The following is a 20304-nucleotide window of genomic DNA, read 5'->3' as shown; positions in this document are numbered from 1 at the left end:
GATGCAGCAGCAGAGGCGGTCAGGCGATTTCCGCCAGTAACTGGCGCGCGGCCTTCCTCTGCTCGTCATCCCCGTGGTCGATCACCTCGTTGAGGATGTCGCAGGCGGTGGCGATATCGCCCTGTTTGATATAGGCCAGCGCCTGGTTGAGTTGGGCCATGTGCTCCGGATTGCCCGCCAGGTGGTCGATGTCGCCCTGCAGAGCAGCGGTGGCATCGGCATCACCGGCGAAAGCGTCGAGGAAGTTGTCATCCAGCGCCGGCACCTCATCACTAAGCACCATTTCCATCTCACCGAAGGCGCTCAACTGCTCGTCTTCATGATGCAGTTCGAACACCTCAGGCAGCTCCTGCAGATTGCTGGCGAACGACGCATCGAACTCCGGCTCAGCAGCGGCCTTGGGTTTGGCCTTGGCCTTGGCAGTTGCAGGGAACGGGCTGACCAGATCCCAGTCGGCATCCAGCGACAGGTCGTCGAGGTTGAGCTGAAAATCAGGCTCGGTCGCAGGTGCTGCCGCAGGCTGCGGCGCAGCGACAGCCTCGGTCGGTACCTGCTGAGTCACCCGCAGATCAGGATGACGCGCCTTCAAGGCATCGATGCGTGCGGCGTCGAACGCCTCGGCGCGCAGCACGGCCTCCTCACGCGCGAAGCCCGCCCCGTCACCCAACAGCGCCAGAACTTCCAATAGACGGAAGCGCAGATCGTTGCGCTGCGGGTCCTGAGCCAGCGCCTTGCTCAACTCACCACGCGCCTCGCTGACGCGACCGTAGGCAATGTAGACATTGGCAGCCTCGAGCGGGTCGACCGGCCCTTGCGCACGCACTGGAGCCGGCGCTGGTACTGCCTTGGCCACCGGAGCGGCGCCAACGGCAGCGGCAACCGCCGCGAGTTGGGGACGAGGCGGTTGCTGAGGTGGCTGCGCCTTAGGTTGTACCTGCACCACCGGCCTGGCTTTCTCGCCACGCCGCCGCCCGGCCCAGAAAAGCGCACCGAGCAACAGCAGAAGCCCAATACCACCGGCAAACAGTGTCGACCACCAGCCGCGCTCTGCTGCCGCGGGCTCCTCGACACTGACCGGCGCGGCGGTAATGGGCTGGGCGACCGGCTCGGCGGGCGTACGCGTAGTCAGCTCAGCCAACTGAGCATCCTTCTGCGCCAATTGCTCCTGCAACTGCTGCAGTTGCAATTGCAGTTGCGCCAAGCCTTGTTGCAGCTGCAGATTTTCCGCAGCCTGGTTGGCCAGCTCCAGATCGACCTGGCGCTGCCTCTCGGCCAGCAGCTCCAGGCTTTCGGTTGGCTGCGGTGCTGGCTCCAGGGCAGCCAGAGGCGCGCTCACGGGCCCTTCGGCAGTATTTTCAGCGAGCGCAGGTGCGGCCTCGGCAGCGACCGGAGCAGCGGTCGGCTGGACAGCCTCCGCACGGGCGGCATCCGGCAGCAGCAGGTCGGCGCCAGCCTGTAGACGACCTGGATCACCGCCAGCAAAGGCATTCGGGTTGAGGGCAAGAATGCCCTCCATCAGCGCCTGCTGAGATAGCGTACTGCCCTGCTCACGCAGGCGCGCGGCGATGGACCAGAGGCTGTCGCCACGGCTGACCTGATGACGGTGCCCAGCCGATGCCCTCGGTGGCGTGACCGTGCTGACCGGCGAGAGCGATGCCGCGGCGCGAGTAGAGGGTTGCGAAGGCGCCGTAGCGCTTGGCGCAGCCACGGCGGAATAAGCCGAAGAGCCGGGAGGATCCAGCAGCACGGTGTACTCACGCAGAAGTTGGCCATTGGGACGCGCCACTTCGACGATGAAGTTCAGGTATGGCTCACGCACCGGACGGTTCGACACCACGCGGATCACGCTACGTGAACCCTGCAGAAGCGGGGTGAAACGCAGATCGTTGAGAAAGTAGAAGCGCTCGACGCCCGAACGACTGAACACCTCGGCGGGCGCCAGACCGACACGCAGATCCTGCGCGCCCAGATCACCCACCTCCAGCAGCTCGATCTCGGCCTCGAAAGGCTGATTCAGCGCCGAATGTAGCGTGATCTCACCTAAACCAAGCGCCGGTGCCATTCCCGAATAGAGGGCAGACCCCGACGCCAGACCCAACATTAATTGACGCACCCGAGCCATGTGACCTCCAGGGTTATCCGGCTCGAACGCCACCTCCTCGACTTCCTGTCTGAGCTTCCCTTGGCCGGGAGGCTGGCGCCCTTGATAGTTCCGAGAACAGGTGACAAGGTCCTTGTCGAGGCCGTCTCGAATTGCATTATGGCTACTAATTCACAAAGTAGCGGCTTGGACGCCAGTTTGCCGACGAAAGCACAGTGCCATCAAGCTGAATCAGTCAAAAATTAGGCACAGAAAAAATCCGATCAAAAAATGATCGGATTTTTGACAGTTCAGGCGGTTCACTTCATCAGGTTGCCGAGCACTCGAGCGTGCACCTGCTGACAGCGACGCAGATCATCCTCGTCGATGCCGGCGAAGACTTCATGGCGCAGTTGGGTGGAAATCGCTTCGATCTTCTCGATCAGAGGCTGCGCATCCGGCTGCAGCGCAATCTTCTTGGCACGGCGGTCTTCGGGTACCGCCACGCGAGTAACCAGCCCCTGGCTTTCGAGACTGTCGAGTAGACGCGCCAGCGTCGGCCCTTCTACGCCGATGCTTTGCGCCAATTCACGCTGGGTCGGCATTTCGCTGAAGCGCGCCAGGTGCAGCAGCACCAGCCAGCGAGCCTGGGACAGGCCCAGCCCTACCAGGCGTCTATCGAGTTCGGAACGCCAGGCACGGGATAGCTGGGCAACCTGCATGGCAAAGCGATGTTGATCGGGGTAAGACATGGGCAAGCGGACTCATACAAAGGTCAAAAACTAATTATTAGCCAGCTAGCCATAACCCGATGCGCAGGGCAAGCGCAGATTGCGCCATGAGCGTTGCAGAATGCGACCGACTCGTTGCGCACCGACTGCAACTCAGGCTGCCACCCTGTTACGTCCGAAAGCCTTGGCCTCGTATAGCGCTCTGTCAGCCTGCTCGTAGAGCTGGCTCAATTCAGGCTGACTATCCGGACTCAGGCAGGCGACGCCGATGGACATCGTCAGCACATCGGCACTATCGGAGCCGCGGTGGGCGATGCCCGCCTCCTCCAGCGAATGGCGCAGGGCCTCGGCGCGTTGCCTGGCTTCATCGGCACTGATGTCGAACAACAGCAACGCGAACTCCTCACCGCCAAGCCGTACGCCCATATCCAGTGGTCGCCGCGCCGCCTGCTCGATCAGTGCGCCGACACGCTGCAAAGCCGCGTCGCCAGCCTGGTGACCGTAGCAGTCGTTGTAGGCCTTGAAATGGTCGATGTCACAGAGCAGCAACGCAATCGATATGCCGTCACGCTGCGCCTGGCGCCACAGGCGCTCGAACTGCCGATTGAAGCTACGACGGTTATGCAGCCCGGTCAGGCTGTCGTGGTAGGCAAGCAGCTGCATCAGGTGGCTGATCAGAAAATGCTCGCGTGATTTGTATTCCAGAAGGTAGCAACCAACAGCGCCGATAAGATTGCCGAAGACCAGGAACAACAGGTTGTTGATCAACCTCGGAGCAGGCAGCCCTGCGGCCAATTCCGCCAGCACATAGGCGAGCAAAATCACCAGGGAACAGGCAAGGGCCTCGCTCAAGCGCAGGCCGACCAGAAAGTACGCCGCCATGCTCACCAGCAACAGACCTTCGTAGGGGTAGCCGGGATCGGCGCGATGGGCGATACCGACAATCATCGCTGCCCCCACACCGAGCGCGAGGATGCAGGTCATGCTCAGCGGTAACAGCAGATGGCTGTGGCGACGCCGCAGGATCAGGGTCGCGCAAACCAGCAGGATGACCAGCACCACCAGGCGCACGGCGATCACCCAGCCCAGGTGTGATGCAGGCACCACCAACATGTCGAGCGCAGTCAGGGCCAGCCAGATGACCGTGGCCACGCAGAGCGCGATACGTTTGAGCTCGAAGCCGTCCTCGAGCATGTGCGCACGATATTCACGCTCGAGAGCGCGGGAAAAACGCAATCGCCGAAAGCCCAGGCTCAACTGGTCGGCATAGGGGCTCGAACGAACTTCGTCTGGCCAGGCGTGATAGTTAGGCACCCTCACCTCGTTATCTGGCGGCCTGCCCACACCTTAGCAGACCGGTGAAAAACTACCTGCGTTGCCATTGCTGCGTTAAAAACAGGCTCAAAATGCTCATTTACAACTCGTAAACTCCGCTTTTTCGCCTGCTTTTTGCCTTGCACTGGCTACCTCGCCTACGTTTTTCAACGGCCTGTTAGCCCTGTGCGCGAAATGCCGCCAGAATCAGGCGACCGAGTTTCACCGAGGGCGCTTAGATCTCGAACTCGGCCTGCAGCGCCGCACGCACGCAGTAGAGCACGGCCTCGTCGACGCGACCGGCGAACAGTGGCGCCACCTCACTCACGGCCGGCAGCTCGCCCTCGCCGTCGAGGAAGGTTTCCTGAATCTCGCCCAGCAGTTCCTCAGGAAGATCCAGCGCCTGTTCCAGGGTCAGTTGCTGCTGGGCGATGGCCTCGGCCAGCAGGCTGTAAACGTTCTTTTCGCTGCAGTTAAGCTGGCCGGCGATCTGTGCGGGCGTCATGCCGGCGCGGGCCAGGCTGACCAACTCGTGACGCAGATCGGCCACCGGAGCCGGCGTGTCATCCGCGCCGCTGCCATTGAGCACTTCCAGAAAAGCCTGGCCATAGCGCTCCAGCTTGCGCGCGCCAACGCCGCTGACCTCGGCCATCTCGCTCAGCGAGCTGGGCTGGCTACGCAGCATCTCCAGCAGCGTGGCATCGGGGAAGATCACATAAGGCGGTACGCTGTGTTCCTCGGCCAGCTTACGGCGTAGGCTGCGCAGCGCCTCCCACATTTCCCGTTCATGGCCACGCACCAACTGGCTGGCGGCGCTGCTGGAGGCCTTGGCCGCCTGCGCCGGCTTGGGTTCACGGCGCAATTGCAGGCTGACCTCACCACGCAGCAGCGGCCTGCAGGTCTCACTCAGACGCAGACCGCCGAAGCCATCCAGATCGACATCGGCCAGGCCGCGCGCGACCAACTGGCGGAACAGGGTGCGCCACTCGACCTCGGAAAAACCCTTGCCCACACCGAACACCGCCAGATGCTGATGACCAGCGGCGCGAATCTTCTCGTTGTCACGGCCCAGCAGAATATCCACCAGATGGCCGACGCCATAGCGCTGGCCACTGCGATAGACAGCCGACAACGCCTGGCGCGCCGGCTCGGTGGCATCCCAGGTCTCGACACCATCGATGCAGTTGTCGCAGTGCCCACAAGGGTTGGGCAGTTCTTCATCGAAGTAGGCCAGCAGCGCCTGACGGCGGCAGCGTGTCTCCTCGCACAGGGCGAGCATGGCGTCGAGCTTGTGCTGCTCGATGCGCTTGTGGCGCTCGTCACCTTCGGAATTGTTGAGCATCTGCTTGAGGAAGATCACATCCTGCAGGCCGTAAGCCATCCAGGCATCGGCCGGCAGTCCGTCACGACCGGCGCGACCGGTCTCCTGGTAGTAGGCCTCCAGCGACTTGGGCAGATCCAGGTGACAGACGAAACGCACGTTGGGCTTGTCGATACCCATGCCGAAGGCGATGGTCGCCACCATGATCAGGCCTTCCTCATTGAGAAAGCGCTTCTGATTGAAGGCACGCAACTCGTTGGGCAAGCCGGCGTGATAAGGCAGAGCCGGGAAGCCCTGGCTGCTGAGAAACTCGGCGACCTCCTCGACCTTCTTGCGCGACAGGCAGTAGACGATACCGGCATCACCCTTGCGCGCGGCGAGAAAACCCAGCAGCTGCTTGCGCGGCTGATCCTTGGGCTGGATGCGATAGAAGATGTTCGGCCGGTCGAAGCTCGACAGAAAGCGCTCGGCGTTGTCCAGGTGCAGACGCTGGACGATTTCCTCACGGGTACGTTTATCCGCGGTGGCGGTCAGGGCGATGCGCGGCACATTGGGAAAGAGCTCAGCAAGCTGGCCGAGTTGCAGGTACTCAGGCCTGAAATCATGGCCCCATTGCGAGACGCAGTGCGCTTCGTCGATGGCAAACAGGGCAATGTCCAGGCCCTGCAGGAAGCTCAGCATGCGCGGCTGCACCAGACGCTCGGGCGCCAGGTAGAGCATCTTGATCTGCCCGCGACGGATACGATCGGCAATCTCGCGCTGCTCGTCAGGGCTCAAGGTGGAGTTCAGCGCCACGGCTGCCACACCCAACTCGTCGAGGGTGGCCACCTGATCGTCCATCAGCGCGATCAACGGTGAAACCACCACTGCCAGGCCCTCGCGCATCAGTGCCGGCACCTGAAAGCACAGCGACTTGCCGCCGCCGGTAGGCATCAACACCAGGGCATCGCCGCCGCCGGCCACGCGCTCGATGATCGCGGCCTGGTTGCCGCGAAAGGCGTCGTAGCCGAAAACGTCTTTGAGAATGCGCATGGCGTGGTCGAGCATGAAGGCCTCCAAATCTAGCCGCGCATTATGCCGCAGGATCGCAGGCAACAGGGCGCCTACCCGTCCGAAGCCGCTCAATCGCCGTTAGTAGAGCGCTCGTGCTGGTCGCAGAGGCGACGGTGAACTAGAATCCATCCTCGTTTATCCCCTAAGCCTCAAGGTAACTCCACGATGTCCTTCGCTGAGCAACTGTCCCGCCTGCAAGCCTTTCTCGATGCCGATGAGCTGCACGAAGAGGCGTTGGACTACGTGGCCGCCCATGGCTACCTGACCGCCCTGGCCATCTGCCCGGATCAGGTACCGGAGCGTGAGTGGATCGATGCGCTGTTCGCCGAGCCGCCGCACTACCGCAGCGACGCCGAACGCGAAGAGATCGAAAGCACGCTGATCCATCTCAAGGCCCACATCGCGCGTCAGTTGGCCGGCGAGGAAGAGCCCGAGTTGCCGTGCGATCTGGATCTCGGTGACGAACCGGATGACTCCGACCTGCGCGGCTGGTGCATCGGCTTCATGGAAGGCGTGTTCCTGCGTGAAGCGGTTTGGTTCGAAGATGCCGAAGACGAAGTCAGCGAGTTGCTGCTGCCGATCATGGTCGGCTCGGGTCTGTTCGACGAACAGGCCGAGTTCGCCGAGATCGCCCGCGACCGCGACCTGGTGGACAGCATGATCGACCAGATTCCCGAGCTGCTGACCGCCCTCTTCCTGCTGTGCCAGGCTCCGGAAGAAAAACCCGCACTGCTCAAGCCTCGCCACTGACCCCATGAGCCGGGGTACGCCCCCGGCTGCCGCCAAGACCCGCCCATGCCGCGTGACATCCAGCCAAGCCGCCATCGCAGTGTCCGTTACCTGCTGCTGACCATCGGCTGGTTGAGCGTGGCACTCGGGGTCATCGGTATCTTCCTGCCCGTACTGCCGACCACGCCATTCCTGCTCCTGGCGGCGGCCTGTTTCGTGCGCAGCTCACGGCGTTTCTACCTCTGGCTGGTCACCCACCCGCGCCTGGGACCGTGGATTCGCGACTACCTTGAAGGCCAGGGCATCCCGCTCAAGGGTAAGGTCTACGCCCTGGTGCTGATGTGGGCCAGCATCAGCTTCTCCTGCTATCTGGTGCCCATGCCCTGGGCGCGCGTGTTCATGCTCAGCAGTGCGGTGCTGGTCAGCCTATATATTCTCAAACAGAAGACCCTGCCCAATCCCTGAGCGCTCTGCGCAGCCCGGATGCTATCCGACAGCTCAGCGGTACTCCCCCGGATTGCATCCGGGCTACGTGAGACAGTCACTTCCTCGACAAGCTTTTGACGCTGACTTCTTGCCCTGACGAAGCGGCCGGCAAAAAGCCGACACCTCACCTAGACTCTGCCAATCGAGCCTGGAGACCACGACCCCATGCGACGGCTGCGCGTTCAGGGATGGCGGTGGCGGCTGCTGATCCTGTGGATTGGCGGCGGGCTGCTGGCCGCGCTGGCAGTAGCCGATTGGGACTTCGCCGTGATCGTGAAGAATGCGGAAAACCGCTACGGCAACCTCGGCCCTGCACGCAAACGCATTCTCGACTGGGAGGAGTTGATCAAGAGCAGCACCAGCCTGAACGAGGCGGACAAGCTCAACGAGGTCAATCGCTTCTTCAACCGCACAATCCGCTTCGTCGACGACATTCAGCTCTGGCGCGAGAACGACTACTGGGCCACCCCCGTGGAAATGCTGATCAAGGGCGCCGGCGATTGCGAGGACTACTCCATCGCCAAGTACTTCACCCTGCGCCGCCTCGGCATCCCCAGCGAGAAGCTGCGCATCACCTACGTCAAGGCGCTGAACTACAACCAAGCGCACATGGTGCTGACCTACTACGCCAGCCCCACCGCCGAGCCGCTGGTGCTGGACAACCTGATCAACGACATCCGCCCTGCCTCGCAACGCAAGGACCTGCTGCCGGTGTACGCCTTCAATGCCGAAGGCCTCTACCTCGCAGGCTCCAACACGCGCAAGAGCGACACCAAGAAGCTCTCTCGCTGGCAGGACATCCTGAAAAAAATGCGCGCGGAGGGCTTCGCCATCGGCGAAGGCTAGGAGGAAAAAGCCATGTCGTTACTAAAGCAGCTGTTTCTCGCCATCTGCCTGTTTCTGGTGGTGGCCTTCACCGGCAGTTTCATCGCCGGGGTGGAGAGCTCACGCGAACAGTTGATCAGCCAGCTGCGCTCGCACGCCCAGGACGCCGCCACGGCGCTGGGGCTGTCGATGACGCCGCATGTGGACGACCCGGCGATGATCGAGCTGATGGTCAGCTCGATCTTCGACAGTGGCTACTTCGCCAGCATCCGCGTGGTGCGCATCGCCGACGACAGCGTGATCGTCGAGCGCAGCACCGAGATCAGGCCCGAGAACGTGCCCGGCTGGTTCGTCGACCTGGTTGATCTGCAGCCCCAGGGTGGCGATGCGCTGATCATGCGCGGCTGGGAGCAGGCCGCAAGGGTCGAGGTGCTCAGCCATCCGCAGTTCGCCCTGGCCAAACTATGGGACAGCGCCCTCGGCAGCCTTTTCTGGCTACTGCTGTGCGGCCTGGTCAGTGCCGTGCTCGGTGGCTGGCTGCTGCGTACCCAGCTGCGGCCGCTGGACAACATGGTGCAGCAGGCGCAAGCCATCAGCCGCCGCGAATTTCTCACCCTGCCCCGTGTGCCACGCACGCCAGAGCTCAAGCGGGTGGTGCTGGCAATGAACCAGATGGTCGACAAGCTCAAGACCCTGTTCGCCGAAGAGGCCGCGCGCAGCGAGAAACTGCGCGAGGAGGCCTATCAGGACAGCCTCACCGGCCTGGCCAACCGCCGCCAGTTCGACATACGCCTGAGCAATCAGTTGGTGATCAACGAGCAGCATCCGGATGGCTACCTGCTGCTGCTGCGTCTGAACGACCTGGGCGGTCTCAACCAGCGTCTCGGCGGCCAGCGTACCGACGCGCTGATCGCCGCGTTGGGCGATCAGCTCAAACAACTGCTGGCGTTACCAGGGCGCAGCCAATGGCTGGCATCGCGCAACCGCGGCGGCGAGTTCACGCTGCTTGCGCCCGGCCTCAATGGCGAAGACGCAGAGCGCCTGGCCAGCGAGCTCAGCGAAGCCCTGAACAGCCTGAAGCAGACCGGTGCCAGTGACTGCGATCCCGTTGCCCATATCGGTATTGCCGCCTTTCGTCCCGGCGAACAGAGCGCGGCAGTGCTGAGTCGCGCCGATCAGGCACTGGCTCAGGCACAGAGCAATACCGACAGGTGCTGGGAACGCCTCGACGACTTCACCACCCAGACCACTCAGGGCCTGCACGACTGGCGCGGCTGGATCGACGATGCGCTGAGCCAGGGCAAATTGCAGTTGTATTTCCAGCCTGTAGCCGAATGCGCGACGGGCAGGTTCATGCAGCACAAGGTCCTCGCGCGCCTGCTCGATCCAGCCGGTGAAGCCATCACGGCCGGGCGCTTCCTACCCTGGATCGAGCGCCTGGGCTGGGCCGCGCGCTTCGATCTGGCGATGCTCGAACACAGCCTCGCCCACCTGGCGCAACACCCTCGCCCCCTGGCGCTGAGCCTGTCTGCCGCGACCCTGCGCAATGACCAGGATAAAGCGCGCCTGCTCGATGCGCTCAACAGTCATAAGGAGGTAGCGCACCTGCTGACGCTGGAAATCGACGAACGCCACCTGCCGCCACCCGCCGACCTGGAAGCGCTGAGCCAGGCGATTCGTGAGGCTGGTTTCAACCTGGGCCTGCAGCATTTTGGTGGTCGCTTCAGCCTGATTGGCAATCTCACCCACCTGGGCCTGGCCTACCTGAAGATCGATGGCACCTACATCCGCGCCATCGACCAGGAGAGCGACAAGCGGCTGTTCATCGAAGCGATCTTCCGCGCCACCAACAGCATCGACCTGCCGCTGATCGCCGAGATGGTGGAAACCGAAGAGGAGCTCGCCGTGCTGACCGAACTGGGTATCCACGGCGCCATGGGCCGTCTGATCGGCGCACCAGCGCCTTGGGGCAACCAATAACTGCGGGAGCCCCGCCGGGCTAGTTTCTGAAGGTTACGGGTTGTCGTACCGACCGCTTCGCCGCGGGGTACGGCTCCTACAACGGCGTGGTTCTAGACCAGATCGTGCTCGTCGTCGCCAAGCAGGCCGCTGAGCCCCTCGATTTCGGCACGGGCGATGGCACGCTGATCGAGCTTCTGCCGAGCGGCCTCGGGCAGGTCGGTGTAGCGGATAACACCTCGTTCCACCAGTACGCTGACCACGTCTTCCAGCACGCGCACCAGCTCCAGGTCAGACTGCTTCAGGCTGTCCAGGCGCGCCTTGACCTCTTCCCTGGCCTCAAGCCAGCTGTGTAGCTCCTCGCTCTCGACAGCCAGGTTTTCCGTCATACCCTCAAAGGGTTCATGTTCGACTCGCAACAAACGCCCGGCCGCGTCGCGCTGTACGTAAACCATCGCTGCCTCCAGCAAACGCCATAAAAAAGCCCGCTACTCGGAACGGGTAGCGGGCTTACTCTAGTTGAGTGCTCCAACTAAGGAAACTCTGATAAGCATTTCCCTTTGCCTGAGAGGCCGCCAGCGCAGCGCTGACGGCCTCCCCTCACATCTCAGGCGACCAACTGATTCTGGTCCAGCATGCCCTGGATGATATCTGCAGTATTGCCACCGGAGAGGATGGTGTTCTCCAGGGTGATGGTCTGATCCACCGGCGCGCCACCTCCGGCGCTGGCGATGTTGATCACCGTACTACCCGGATCGCTGACGAAGTCGAAGCTCAGGTATTGGGTCAATACGTCGGCACTGGCAGGATCGCTGACACCCACCAAAAGCTGCGATAGATCCAGCTTGTCCGCGCCATTGCCGAAGTCCTTGACGATATCGTGGTAGTTGCCGCCGCGATCATCGGCGTTCCACACGAAGGTGTCGTTGCCGGCACCGCCAATGAGGATGTCGTTGCCCTTGCCGCCGATCAGGGTGTCATTACCATCACCGCCCTCCAAACGATCATTGCCACCCAGCCCATGGAGCGTATCGTTGCCACCCAACCCCAGCAGCACATCACTGCCTTCGCTACCCAGCAAGGTGTCGTTGAGCGCCTCATGCCCCATCACCACATTGGGCTGCACTGCAGCGCCGGAGCCGATACCGACCACCAAACGCGCCGTGCTGACGTCGCCATCAGGCTGGGTCAACTGGTAGGTGAAGACATCTTCCTTGCCCAGGTTGGCGTAGTCGGGATCCGGTGTGTAGGTGTAGGAGCCGTCGCTGTGCAACAGCAGGCTACCCCACTGCCCGTCGATGGTTTTCGAGGTGCCCACGGCGACGAAGCTGCCGTTGTCCAGCACGCTGAGCGTCGCCCCCTCGCTACCCTTGCTATCCACCGCACCCCATGGATGGTCGCTGTAGAGGTAGTTGTTGGCATCGGTCAGCACGTTGCCCGCCACCGCCGTGGCCGTGTCGACCAGCATGGCAGCAGCCACGGTGATCAGGGTGATGTTGTCTACCCGGACCTCCGCAGGCCTGGACCAAAAACCACCAGTTTTGTCAGTTAGGGTATAGCGAATACGGTAAGTACCTGCAGCAACGTCATCTATCGTCGTACTGCCACTACTTGTTGTAGCGCCGGATTTTAAGACCGCCCCGCTAACATCATTGACCAAACTCCATGTAAAAGTGTCGCCATCCTGGAACTGGTTGCCCAGCCATTCGTTCACCAACGTAACGGTGAACGTTATTTTGGCACTGCTACCAGAGGCAACACTGAAGGTAGGCGTCAACGCGCTGCTGACTCCGCCCCCATCCGAATCTTTAAAGCTCAGCGTACCGGAAGAACTGCTGCGGTTTACGTCACCCGCTATGTGCCATTGGTTAGCTTCAGGCGACCTATCGCCACTCACCACATTGGCACTGCCGCCACTAACTGATCCAGTGTTATCAAAGACCCACTGGCTGCCTTGTGAGTTATTCATATTGCCACTACTGAAATTAGCGAGTGTCGTCGTAGTTGGATCCGCATCGACCCACTGCTGCCCGACGATCGCCTGGTTGTAATTGTCGTAGGCATAGACGTCACTGCTGTCGGTAATGGTCAGCTTCAGGTCGGCAGACACCGCATCGCCATCGCGATCGATCAGGGTGTAGCGGATGGTATCCGTCACATCCTCGGCGACATCGTCATTGAAGATGTAGGTGTAAGCCCCGCTGACCAGGTTGACGCTGAACGAGCCACCGCCTGCCGTGTTGAAAGTCAGCGTATGGCTCGCCTCATCGTAGGCAGCCGACTCACTGGTGTAAGTCACACCGTTATGGCTGATCGCGGCAATCGGCTGGAGACCCGGACCATCGGCACCGAAGCCATTGCTGCCTTCGCTGATCAGGTTGCCGGAGATCACCGTCCCCGTCACCGTACCCTGCAGGGTGTCGTTGAGCTGGTTGAGGTTGGAGACCAGGATGCCATCGGTGTTGACGCCCGCCTTGCCGTCATAAGCGATGGGGTTGAGCAAGGTCTTGTCGAGGTCACTGCCCAGCCCCATACCCAAGGCATAGGACTTGATGTCCTTGGCCGTGAGGAAGGCGATCCAGTCCGCCTCTTCGCCGGCACCGATGCCATCGCCCAGTTCCGGGTTGTACTGGCTGCCACTGTTGTTGCTGCCCGGGTTGGCGTTGGACAGGGTTGGTTGACCATCGGAGAGGAAGTAGGAGACGTTCTGCACCTCGCTGCCGGTCAGCTTGCCGGACGAGCCATAGGCATCCATCGCCTCGATCAGCGCATCGTCATAGTTGGTCGAACCGTTGCCGGCGTTGTTGGCCAGGTCGGTGAGCCAGGCCTTGGCATCGACGGCACTCATCCAGACATTGCCCACAGCACTCGCGTTGCTGGCGAAGGTTACGATGCGCACCATCACGTCACCGAGGTTGTCGTAGCTGTCGATCAGACGCTGCACGGCATCCTTGGCCAGCGCCAGCTTGCTGCTGAAACCGCTGACACCCGACGGCGCTTCGTCCATGCTGCCGGACAGATCCAGCACTACCATCAGGTTGGTCTGGATGCCTTGCGGCTCGCTGGCAGACTTGGCGATGTCGTCGGGCGCGGCCGGCGAGTCGTCATCCACCGTGATCATCAGGCTACCCGTGGCCGGAGCCGAAGGCGCAGCGGAGTCCCAGACCTTGTAGGAGAAGGCCAGGTTCAGGTCGTTCTCGTCTGCCGTTCCATCGACGTCTGGTGCCGGATGGTCGAGCGGCTTGAACAGCTTGAAGCTGTATTGCCCGGTATCCGAGTTGGTCAGGCTGAGGGTGAAGACCGGATTGCCACCGGCATCGAACGCGCTCAACGTCTTGCCGTCTGCACTGAGCTGATAGTTGAGATCCGAGCCGCCTGAAGACAGGCTGCCAAGACCACTGGCATCCCAGGCGAAACCACCGAAGCTGTCCACCTGATAACCGAGCGCCCCACTGGCCGTGGTGGCTTCGCCAGCCAGATCGTTGGGGCCTCCGGCCAAGCCATTGGTCAAGCCATCCTCGTCGACGCTGCCGGAAGCCTGACCACCGACCGGGTCATTGCCACCGAGCGTGAGGGTCACGGTGGCCGTGGAAACATCGCCATCGCCGTCGGTGATCTGATAGGTGAACACCTCCGTACCGGCGCTGGCCCCACTGCCAGCGCTGTAGACCAGATTGCCGCTGGTATCGATGACCAGCGTACCGCCCTGGCTGCCCTGGCCGATGATCTGCACCGGCGAAACACTTGCCTTGCCATCGTTGCCAAAGCCGTCGTTACCGGTGAGGTCGTCGATGTGGCCGACGACCTGATCGACTGCCGTGCGTGAGACCTCACCGGCAATTTCATCATTGACCGCCATCGGTGCGTCGTCACGGAAGCCCAGCACCTGACCCAGGTCGATACTGGCCGAATCCTGATCGCCGTCAGCATCGGTGATGGTGGCCTGCAGTACGATCTTGTCACTGCCCAGCAGATGCAGTTCATCCGGCTGGGCGGTGGGATGAACCACGGCCCTCAACTGCGTCAGAGTCACCAGTCCTGCGGTGTCGACGCTCAGGGTGAAGACCAGCTCGTTACCGGTTTCGGTACGGCCTTCGAGCACCGAGCCGTTGAACACCAGCTTGACCGCTTCATCGCTCTCGGTATCGACCAGCCCGGAATTCGGCGACTTGATCACCAGTTCGTAGACCAGAGAACCAGGACCGTCGGCACCATATTCGGCGTTGAAGGCCGAGCTGAAGTTGCGACTGACCGTTGCATCCGGCGTGCCCAGATAGGTCTCGTCCACCTGCAGCGGCATGCCCCAGGTAACGTTGGTGTTGACGTCGTTATAGTCATAGTCGGGAGCGTCGGTGAGATCCTCCCAGTTCTGATTGCCCGGTTCGGCGTTGTCTTGCAGATGCGAGCCGCCCGGGTTGAACTCGGCACGGTCGAACAGCACGTTGGCACCACCAGCGCCAGTCAGTGGTACCCCGCCCAGCAGGGCCTGCCAGTTGCCATCAACATCCTGCTCGAAGGTCAGCTCGGCACCATTGCTCAGCGCAGCATTGGCTGCACCATTGGGGATGATGAAGAAGCCGATCTCACTCGGATCGAGCCCATCCAGATCGAAGGTGGCGCCTGCCACCTGCGCCTTCACATCAGCCCAGATCACCTTGCCCACGGATGGATTGCCGTCGGCATCTCGCGAGTAATAGCCATAGCTGTTTTGATAACCGGCATCGCTGCCGAGGAAAGTGGCCTGCGATTCGAAGCCCGGCTGCATGGCCTGGATGGTCGGGGTGTCGTCGTCGATGTTGACCACGAGCTTGCCCTCGGCGGTATCACCATCACCGTCGGTCACGGTGTAGCCGATCTGCAGCTTGATGTCGTTTTCATCCTGGCCAGCCGAATGCATCAGAGGTTTATGCAGCTCCAGCTCGTACTTGCCGAGCGCCGGATCGGTCAACACCACGGTCACCAGCGTGCCGCGCGCGGCACTGCTGATGGTCAGCGTTTTGGTGTCGCCGTTCCAGGTCGAGGTGACGTTTTCGGTGCCCAATACGTTCGGCCCGGACAGGGAGATGCCGCGCAGACCATCGGAGCCGGCGTCGAATACTAGCGTGCCAGAGACCGTGGTGTTCGTCCCGGTCACATCGCCCTCACCACCGTTGATGCCATTGGGCAAACCTTCATCGTCCAGCGCGTAGGCGGCATTGGTGATGCCCGCGGAGGGGCCATCGTCCTCGAAGCCGACTACCTTGCCCAGATCCAGACTGGCACTGTGAGAGTCGCCATCCTTGTCATAGACGGTCACGCCGAGCTTCAGCACACCAGCGCGAATCAGCGCCAGCTCGTCATGATTGCTGGTATTGCCATGGGCGATGGCCTCGTATTGCACGAGAGTCACACTGCCACTGCCGGCATTGACGCTGACCTTGAATACCGTGACGCCGTTGGCCACACCCAGCACGTTGCCGTCGGCATCCTTGTACAGGCGAATATCACCACCGGCTGTAGCATCCAGCCCAGAGTCGACGCCGTCCTGGCTCAGATTCAACTCGAAACGAGTACGCGACGTGTCCTGGCCATCCGAACCGGCATCCACCGTGAGCCTGAACAGATCCTTGCCGTCGATGCTGGCATAGCCGAGCACATCACCATGGCCTTGCTCATCGTTCGGCGCGACATGACCATTCTCGTTCTGGCTGGAACCGGTGGTGCCCATCGATTCATCGACGTACAGCTTGGTGCCATGCCGCAGCTCGAACTTGGTGATTTTCGGGCCGTCGTCTTCGAAACCGACAATCTTGCCCAGATCCAGGCTGGCGCTCTGCGAGTCGCCGTCCTTGTCATAGACGGTCACGTTCAGTTTCAGCACGCCATCCCTGAGCAGCGCCAGCTCGTCATGGTTGCCGGTATCACCATGCGCGATGGCCTTGTATTGCACCAGGGTCACGCTGCCGTCAGCGGCATTGACGCTGATCTTGAACACAGTAACGCCATTGGCCTTACCCAGAATGCTGCCATCGGACTCCTTGTACAGCAGAATGTCACCACCGGCCGTGGCATTCAGCCCGGAGTCCACGCCATTGCTGGCAAGGCTCAGGGAGAAGCGGGTACGACCGCTGTCCAGGCCATCCGAACCACCATCGGCGATCAGCTTGAACAGCTTGTCGCCGTCGATCCGGGCGTAACCCAGCACATTGCTGTGGCCCTGCTCGTCATTCGGCGCAGCCTGACCGGGCTCGTTCTGGCTGGAACCACCTTTGCCAACTGACTCGTCGACGTATAGCTTGACGCTGTGGCCCAGCTCGAATTTGACGATTTTCGGGCCATCGTCCTGGAAGGAGAAGTAGGACGAATTGCCGCCGGCAAGCTCGACCTTCGCGGTACGGGTCACCGCGTCACCATCACCGTCGACACGGGTGACCTGATACTGCAGTTGCAACGAGCCCTGGTGTTTGATCAGCAGATCGACCGCCTCGTCGAAACGCTGATCGTTGTCTGGATGACGGATCGCTTCGAACAGCGTGGTCTGCAGTTGCGGCTGCCCATCGACAGTGACGATGGCGATGGTGAAGACCGTATCGCCAGAGGCATCGACACCCTTGATCAGTTGGCTGTTGGCCGGGTCAACGAATAGGCGGATGGCACCACCATTGGTAGCCAACAAGGTGGTGGCCAGCCCCTGGGGCGGCACTCCGGAGAAGCTCAGCGTACCGTTGAGCGAAGCCTCGCCATCAGCCCCGGCTGCCCCACCGACGGTGAACAGAGAGGTCAGGCCACCGGCAAGCTCAGTGGTGACCTTGGCCAACGCGCCATTGTCGTCGTTCACGTAGCCCTGGCTCTGGTTATCGTTGGCGGCGTAACGATCCTGGTTGCCACGGGTTTCGTCCAGTGCCACTTCCAGCTGAGCCAGTTCCTGAGTATTGACCCCGAGGCTCAGGGTCGGCACATCGTCCTCGATATTGATCACGAACAGGCCGCCAACACCTTCGGGGATGTTCAGCGGATCGCCGTCACCATCGGTGATGGCCAGCAGATGGGTGAAGTCGATGCCAATCTGGCCATCGCTCGACCACAGCTCACTGTCGTTGCCATCGGCCTGTGGATGGTCAATCGGCCCTTGCAGGGTAAAGGTGAAGCTGCCATCGACATTGATCACCAGGGTGAATACCGGATAGCTACCAACGTCCGCGGCCGCCGTAGCGGTCAGCGTGGTGCTGAGCAGATTACCGTCGCCATCGACGCTTTCGCTGACCGTGTAGACCAGTGGTTTTTCGCCGGAGGTCAGCCCCTGCTCGTTCAGTTGCGAAGTGACCGTGGCGTTTTCTACTAGGCCGAAGCTGCCAGGGCCATCGGCACCGAAGGCGACCAGCGAGGCCAGCGTGCCAGCACCGCCAGCAGTGCTGATGACCAGCGTCTGCCCGCCCTCCTGATTACCGACATTGGGTGCCGTCAGTTTGTCTTCATGCACCGTGCCACCGATAGCTGGCGGCGTCTTGGCCGTCCAGGTGGCCTGGATATTGACGTCGTTGTAGTCGTTGTCGCTGTTGCCGTCATTGACATCCTCCCAGTTCTGGTTGCCCGGCGCGGTATTGTCGTCAACATGGGACTTGCCGCCGGGATTCAGCGTCGGGTCACTGAACAGAACGTGAGCGCCACCGGCCCCATTGATTTCTGTATCGCCGATGAAGGCCTTCCACTGTCCCTCCACGATCTGGAAGGTTACCTCGGTGTTGCTGGCGGCGCCGTTCAAGCCCCCATTGGGAATGATGAAGAAACCAACCTGGCTCGGGTCGAGGCCATGAAGGGTGATCGAGTCTCCTTCAGCCAGGCCGCTGGTGTCGCCCCAGATGATCTGACCGCTAATCGGCTCACCATCGGGGCCTTTGATGTAATAGCCATAGCTGTTGAGGTATGACGCATCACCGCCCTGATACGTGATGGTCAGGCAGTGTTTGACTCCGTCCTCCACCAACACGGGCACATCGTCTTCCACGTCGATCACGAAGCTGCCAGGGTTGAAGCCGCCTGGCACCGCATCACCATCGTAGTCGGTGGCGATCAGCAGCTTGGAGAAGTCCAGCGCGAGATCCTTGTCGCCCAACAGCTCGCTGTCATCTCCATCCTTGCGTGGATGATCGATCGGCCCCGACAAGGTGAAGACATACCCACCATCGCTGGTCACCACCAGCGTGAATACCGGCACACCTCCCGCTGTCGCTGTCAGGGTGCTCGTGCTGCCGTCGTCCGAGACCTCGACCGAATAGACCAACGGCTCCTTACCCGACGTCAGGGCCAATGCCTGCAGATCGCTCAATGCCTCAGGGTTGGTACTCAGCTGGAAGCCACCGCGCCCGTCAGCCCCGAAGTTGACCAGCGCATCCAGAGCCCCCGGATCGCCAATCAGCTGATGGGTTTGCGCAGGCAGGTTGCCGGGCTCGGCATTGCCGATACCAACCAGAGCATCTTCATGCACGACGCCTCCGACGACTGGGCGCTGACCTTCACTACCGGCCAGTTCGGGACTGTCGTCGTCGATCACAATGCTCAAGCTGCCGGTCGCAGGTGTGCCGTTGCCGTCCGTAATGGTGTAGGTGAAGGTAAAGAAAAGATCGTTCTCATCGCTGCCTCCGGGCAGCGGCGGCTCGTGATCCAACGCGGCTAGCAGTTCAAATGTGTAGGTACCGGCCAGCAGGTCGGTTATCTCGAGTGTGAAGACCTCTTGATCACCAGCGAAAGCCATCAAAGTCAGTCCATCCAGACTTACCTCGTAGCTAAGCGGTACGCCCCCCGAAGTCATTCCCAACCCGGACAGCCCAGCCGTGCTCCAGGTGAAACCGCCCGGACCGTCGGGACCAAAGCTGTAGCCCAGAATACCGAATACCGAAGCAGCCTCACCGGGAAGATCATTTGGACCGCCGACAATGCCGCCTGGCAAACCCTCCTCATCGACTGCATTGATAGCCTCGCCCCCGGTAGGGGTGCCGTCGACCTCAAGTACCACTGCGTCATCCGGATCGACAATCGGCTCGCCATCGGGGAATTCGGGGCCGGTGCTGAGCCCCTCGGTAGGGAAACCTATCACTGGGTCGAGTGCGCCGCCGACCTCGCCGAGCAGCACGAAGGAGTGGCCACCACCGACGCCGCCCGCACCACCACCCGCACCCGGTCCGGCGGCGGTAGCTTCACCTTCGAGAGTCGGGTCGACGCCGGCCTCGATCGCCGCCTGCAGTCGCTCGACATCGGTCAGGTCGCTGTCGCTGGGAACGGGGGGCGGCGCATCGGCCGTCGGAGTCTGCGAGTCAGGACTGGTAGCAAGCATCTGCGCGTCGAGCGTCATGCTGCTGTCGCGCCCAAGCGTCAGTTGCTGGCCGTTGGTCATGGCAACGGCCACCGCGCCCGAGGCGCCGGTTACCAGTTGCTCGCCCGCGTAGACCCGGTCTCCTTCACTGATCGGCCGGCGCGATCCGTCGCTCGCTACCGCGAACACTTCGCCGACAACCTGACTGACGACACCAATAAGAGTAGCCATGATTCCATCCTCACTACGGCTGCCGACCACCGCCGACACGTACCTACCGAAAGGGTCAGAACACCTTTTCGAAGCCGAGGAGAAACCCAAGACAGCTGATTGAAATGGAACGGCGCAAAATCCCAAAAACGCTACTGACAAAAAAATGTCACTACAACCTGCGTCGAACTACTCCATCAGATGAATCCCCGCCCTGTGATGCCTGACAACCCATTTCAGCTGCGCAACCCACGGAAAATGAGGACTTGCGCAGCTCACAGGTTCAAACAATGTGCTGCTTTTCGCA

General features: G+C 61.6%; 10 protein-coding genes. 4 read left to right on the top strand and 6 right to left on the bottom strand.

Annotation, left to right across the window (positions count from 1 at the left end; genetic code table 11):
* Positions 1-19: 19 nt before the first annotated feature.
* From BM186_RS07930 to recQ, 4 genes are all read right to left on the bottom strand, one after another.
* Entirely contained in the window at positions 20-2122 is a 2103-nt protein-coding gene (locus tag BM186_RS07930) for a FimV/HubP family polar landmark protein (protein WP_455550111.1), read from the bottom strand.
* A gap of 278 nt (positions 2123-2400) precedes the next feature.
* A complete protein-coding gene (locus BM186_RS07925) occupies positions 2401-2832 on the bottom strand; it encodes a MarR family transcriptional regulator (RefSeq protein WP_074914403.1) in 432 nt (143 codons plus the stop codon).
* A gap of 132 nt (positions 2833-2964) precedes the next feature.
* Positions 2965-4125 carry a GGDEF domain-containing protein gene (locus tag BM186_RS07920; RefSeq protein WP_074914401.1) on the bottom strand — a complete coding sequence of 387 codons (1161 nt, stop codon included), beginning with the start codon at positions 4123-4125 and terminating at the stop codon, positions 2965-2967.
* Positions 4126-4360: 235 nt separating this feature from the next.
* Positions 4361-6493 (bottom strand): DNA helicase RecQ, encoded by a 2133-nt coding sequence (gene recQ / locus BM186_RS07915; protein ID WP_074914399.1) that lies wholly within the window; start codon positions 6491-6493, stop codon positions 4361-4363.
* Positions 6494-6664: 171 nt separating this feature from the next.
* On the opposite strand from recQ, the gene BM186_RS07910 reads away from it, so the two are divergent.
* The 4 genes from BM186_RS07910 (at position 6665) to lapD (ending at position 10519) form a co-directional block, all read left to right on the top strand.
* Entirely contained in the window at positions 6665-7249 is a 585-nt protein-coding gene (locus BM186_RS07910) for a UPF0149 family protein (protein WP_072424677.1), read from the top strand.
* Positions 7250-7294: 45 nt separating this feature from the next.
* Positions 7295-7693, top strand: coding sequence for a YbaN family protein (locus tag BM186_RS07905; RefSeq protein ID WP_072424676.1), 399 nt, complete (start codon positions 7295-7297; stop codon positions 7691-7693).
* Positions 7694-7879: 186 nt separating this feature from the next.
* Complete coding sequence (gene lapG / locus BM186_RS07900; protein ID WP_074914396.1) at positions 7880-8560, top strand: cysteine protease LapG; 681 nt, start codon at positions 7880-7882, stop codon at positions 8558-8560.
* A gap of 12 nt (positions 8561-8572) precedes the next feature.
* A complete protein-coding gene (gene lapD / locus BM186_RS07895; RefSeq protein WP_074914395.1) occupies positions 8573-10519 on the top strand; it encodes a cyclic di-GMP receptor LapD in 1947 nt (648 codons plus the stop codon).
* Positions 10520-10611: 92 nt separating this feature from the next.
* Here lapD and BM186_RS07890 read toward each other — a convergent pair whose 3' ends face one another.
* Together BM186_RS07890 and BM186_RS07885 are read right to left on the bottom strand one after the other, a co-directional pair.
* A complete protein-coding gene (locus BM186_RS07890; RefSeq protein ID WP_074675029.1) occupies positions 10612-10953 on the bottom strand; it encodes a tryptophan synthase subunit beta in 342 nt (113 codons plus the stop codon).
* Between the two features lie 152 nt (positions 10954-11105).
* Entirely contained in the window at positions 11106-20018 is an 8913-nt protein-coding gene (locus BM186_RS07885) for a retention module-containing protein (RefSeq protein ID WP_074914393.1), read from the bottom strand.
* Positions 20019-20304 lie beyond the last annotated feature (286 nt).

The organism is Ectopseudomonas toyotomiensis, from assembly GCF_900115695.1.
Lineage (GTDB): Bacteria > Pseudomonadota > Gammaproteobacteria > Pseudomonadales > Pseudomonadaceae > Aquipseudomonas > Aquipseudomonas toyotomiensis.
The sequence above is the reverse complement of the archived record's forward strand: the minus strand, read 5'-3'. Positions and strand labels throughout refer to the sequence as shown.

What these genes read in the sequence shown, in the direction of transcription:
- BM186_RS07890 (WP_074675029.1), bottom strand. Translation starts at nt 10,953, where the DNA reads ATGGTTTACGTACAGCGCGACGCGGCCGGGCGTTTGTTGCGAGTCGAA.
- lapD (WP_074914395.1), top strand. Translation starts at nt 8,573, where the DNA reads ATGTCGTTACTAAAGCAGCTGTTTCTCGCCATCTGCCTGTTTCTGGTG.
- BM186_RS07910 (WP_072424677.1), top strand. Translation starts at nt 6,665, where the DNA reads ATGTCCTTCGCTGAGCAACTGTCCCGCCTGCAAGCCTTTCTCGATGCC.
- lapG (WP_074914396.1), top strand. Translation starts at nt 7,880, where the DNA reads ATGCGACGGCTGCGCGTTCAGGGATGGCGGTGGCGGCTGCTGATCCTG.
- recQ (WP_074914399.1), bottom strand. Translation starts at nt 6,493, where the DNA reads ATGCTCGACCACGCCATGCGCATTCTCAAAGACGTTTTCGGCTACGAC.
- BM186_RS07885 (WP_074914393.1), bottom strand. Translation starts at nt 20,018, where the DNA reads ATGGCTACTCTTATTGGTGTCGTCAGTCAGGTTGTCGGCGAAGTGTTC.
- BM186_RS07925 (WP_074914403.1), bottom strand. Translation starts at nt 2,832, where the DNA reads ATGTCTTACCCCGATCAACATCGCTTTGCCATGCAGGTTGCCCAGCTA.
- BM186_RS07930 (WP_455550111.1), bottom strand. Translation starts at nt 2,122, where the DNA reads ATGGCTCGGGTGCGTCAATTAATGTTGGGTCTGGCGTCGGGGTCTGCC.
- BM186_RS07905 (WP_072424676.1), top strand. Translation starts at nt 7,295, where the DNA reads ATGCCGCGTGACATCCAGCCAAGCCGCCATCGCAGTGTCCGTTACCTG.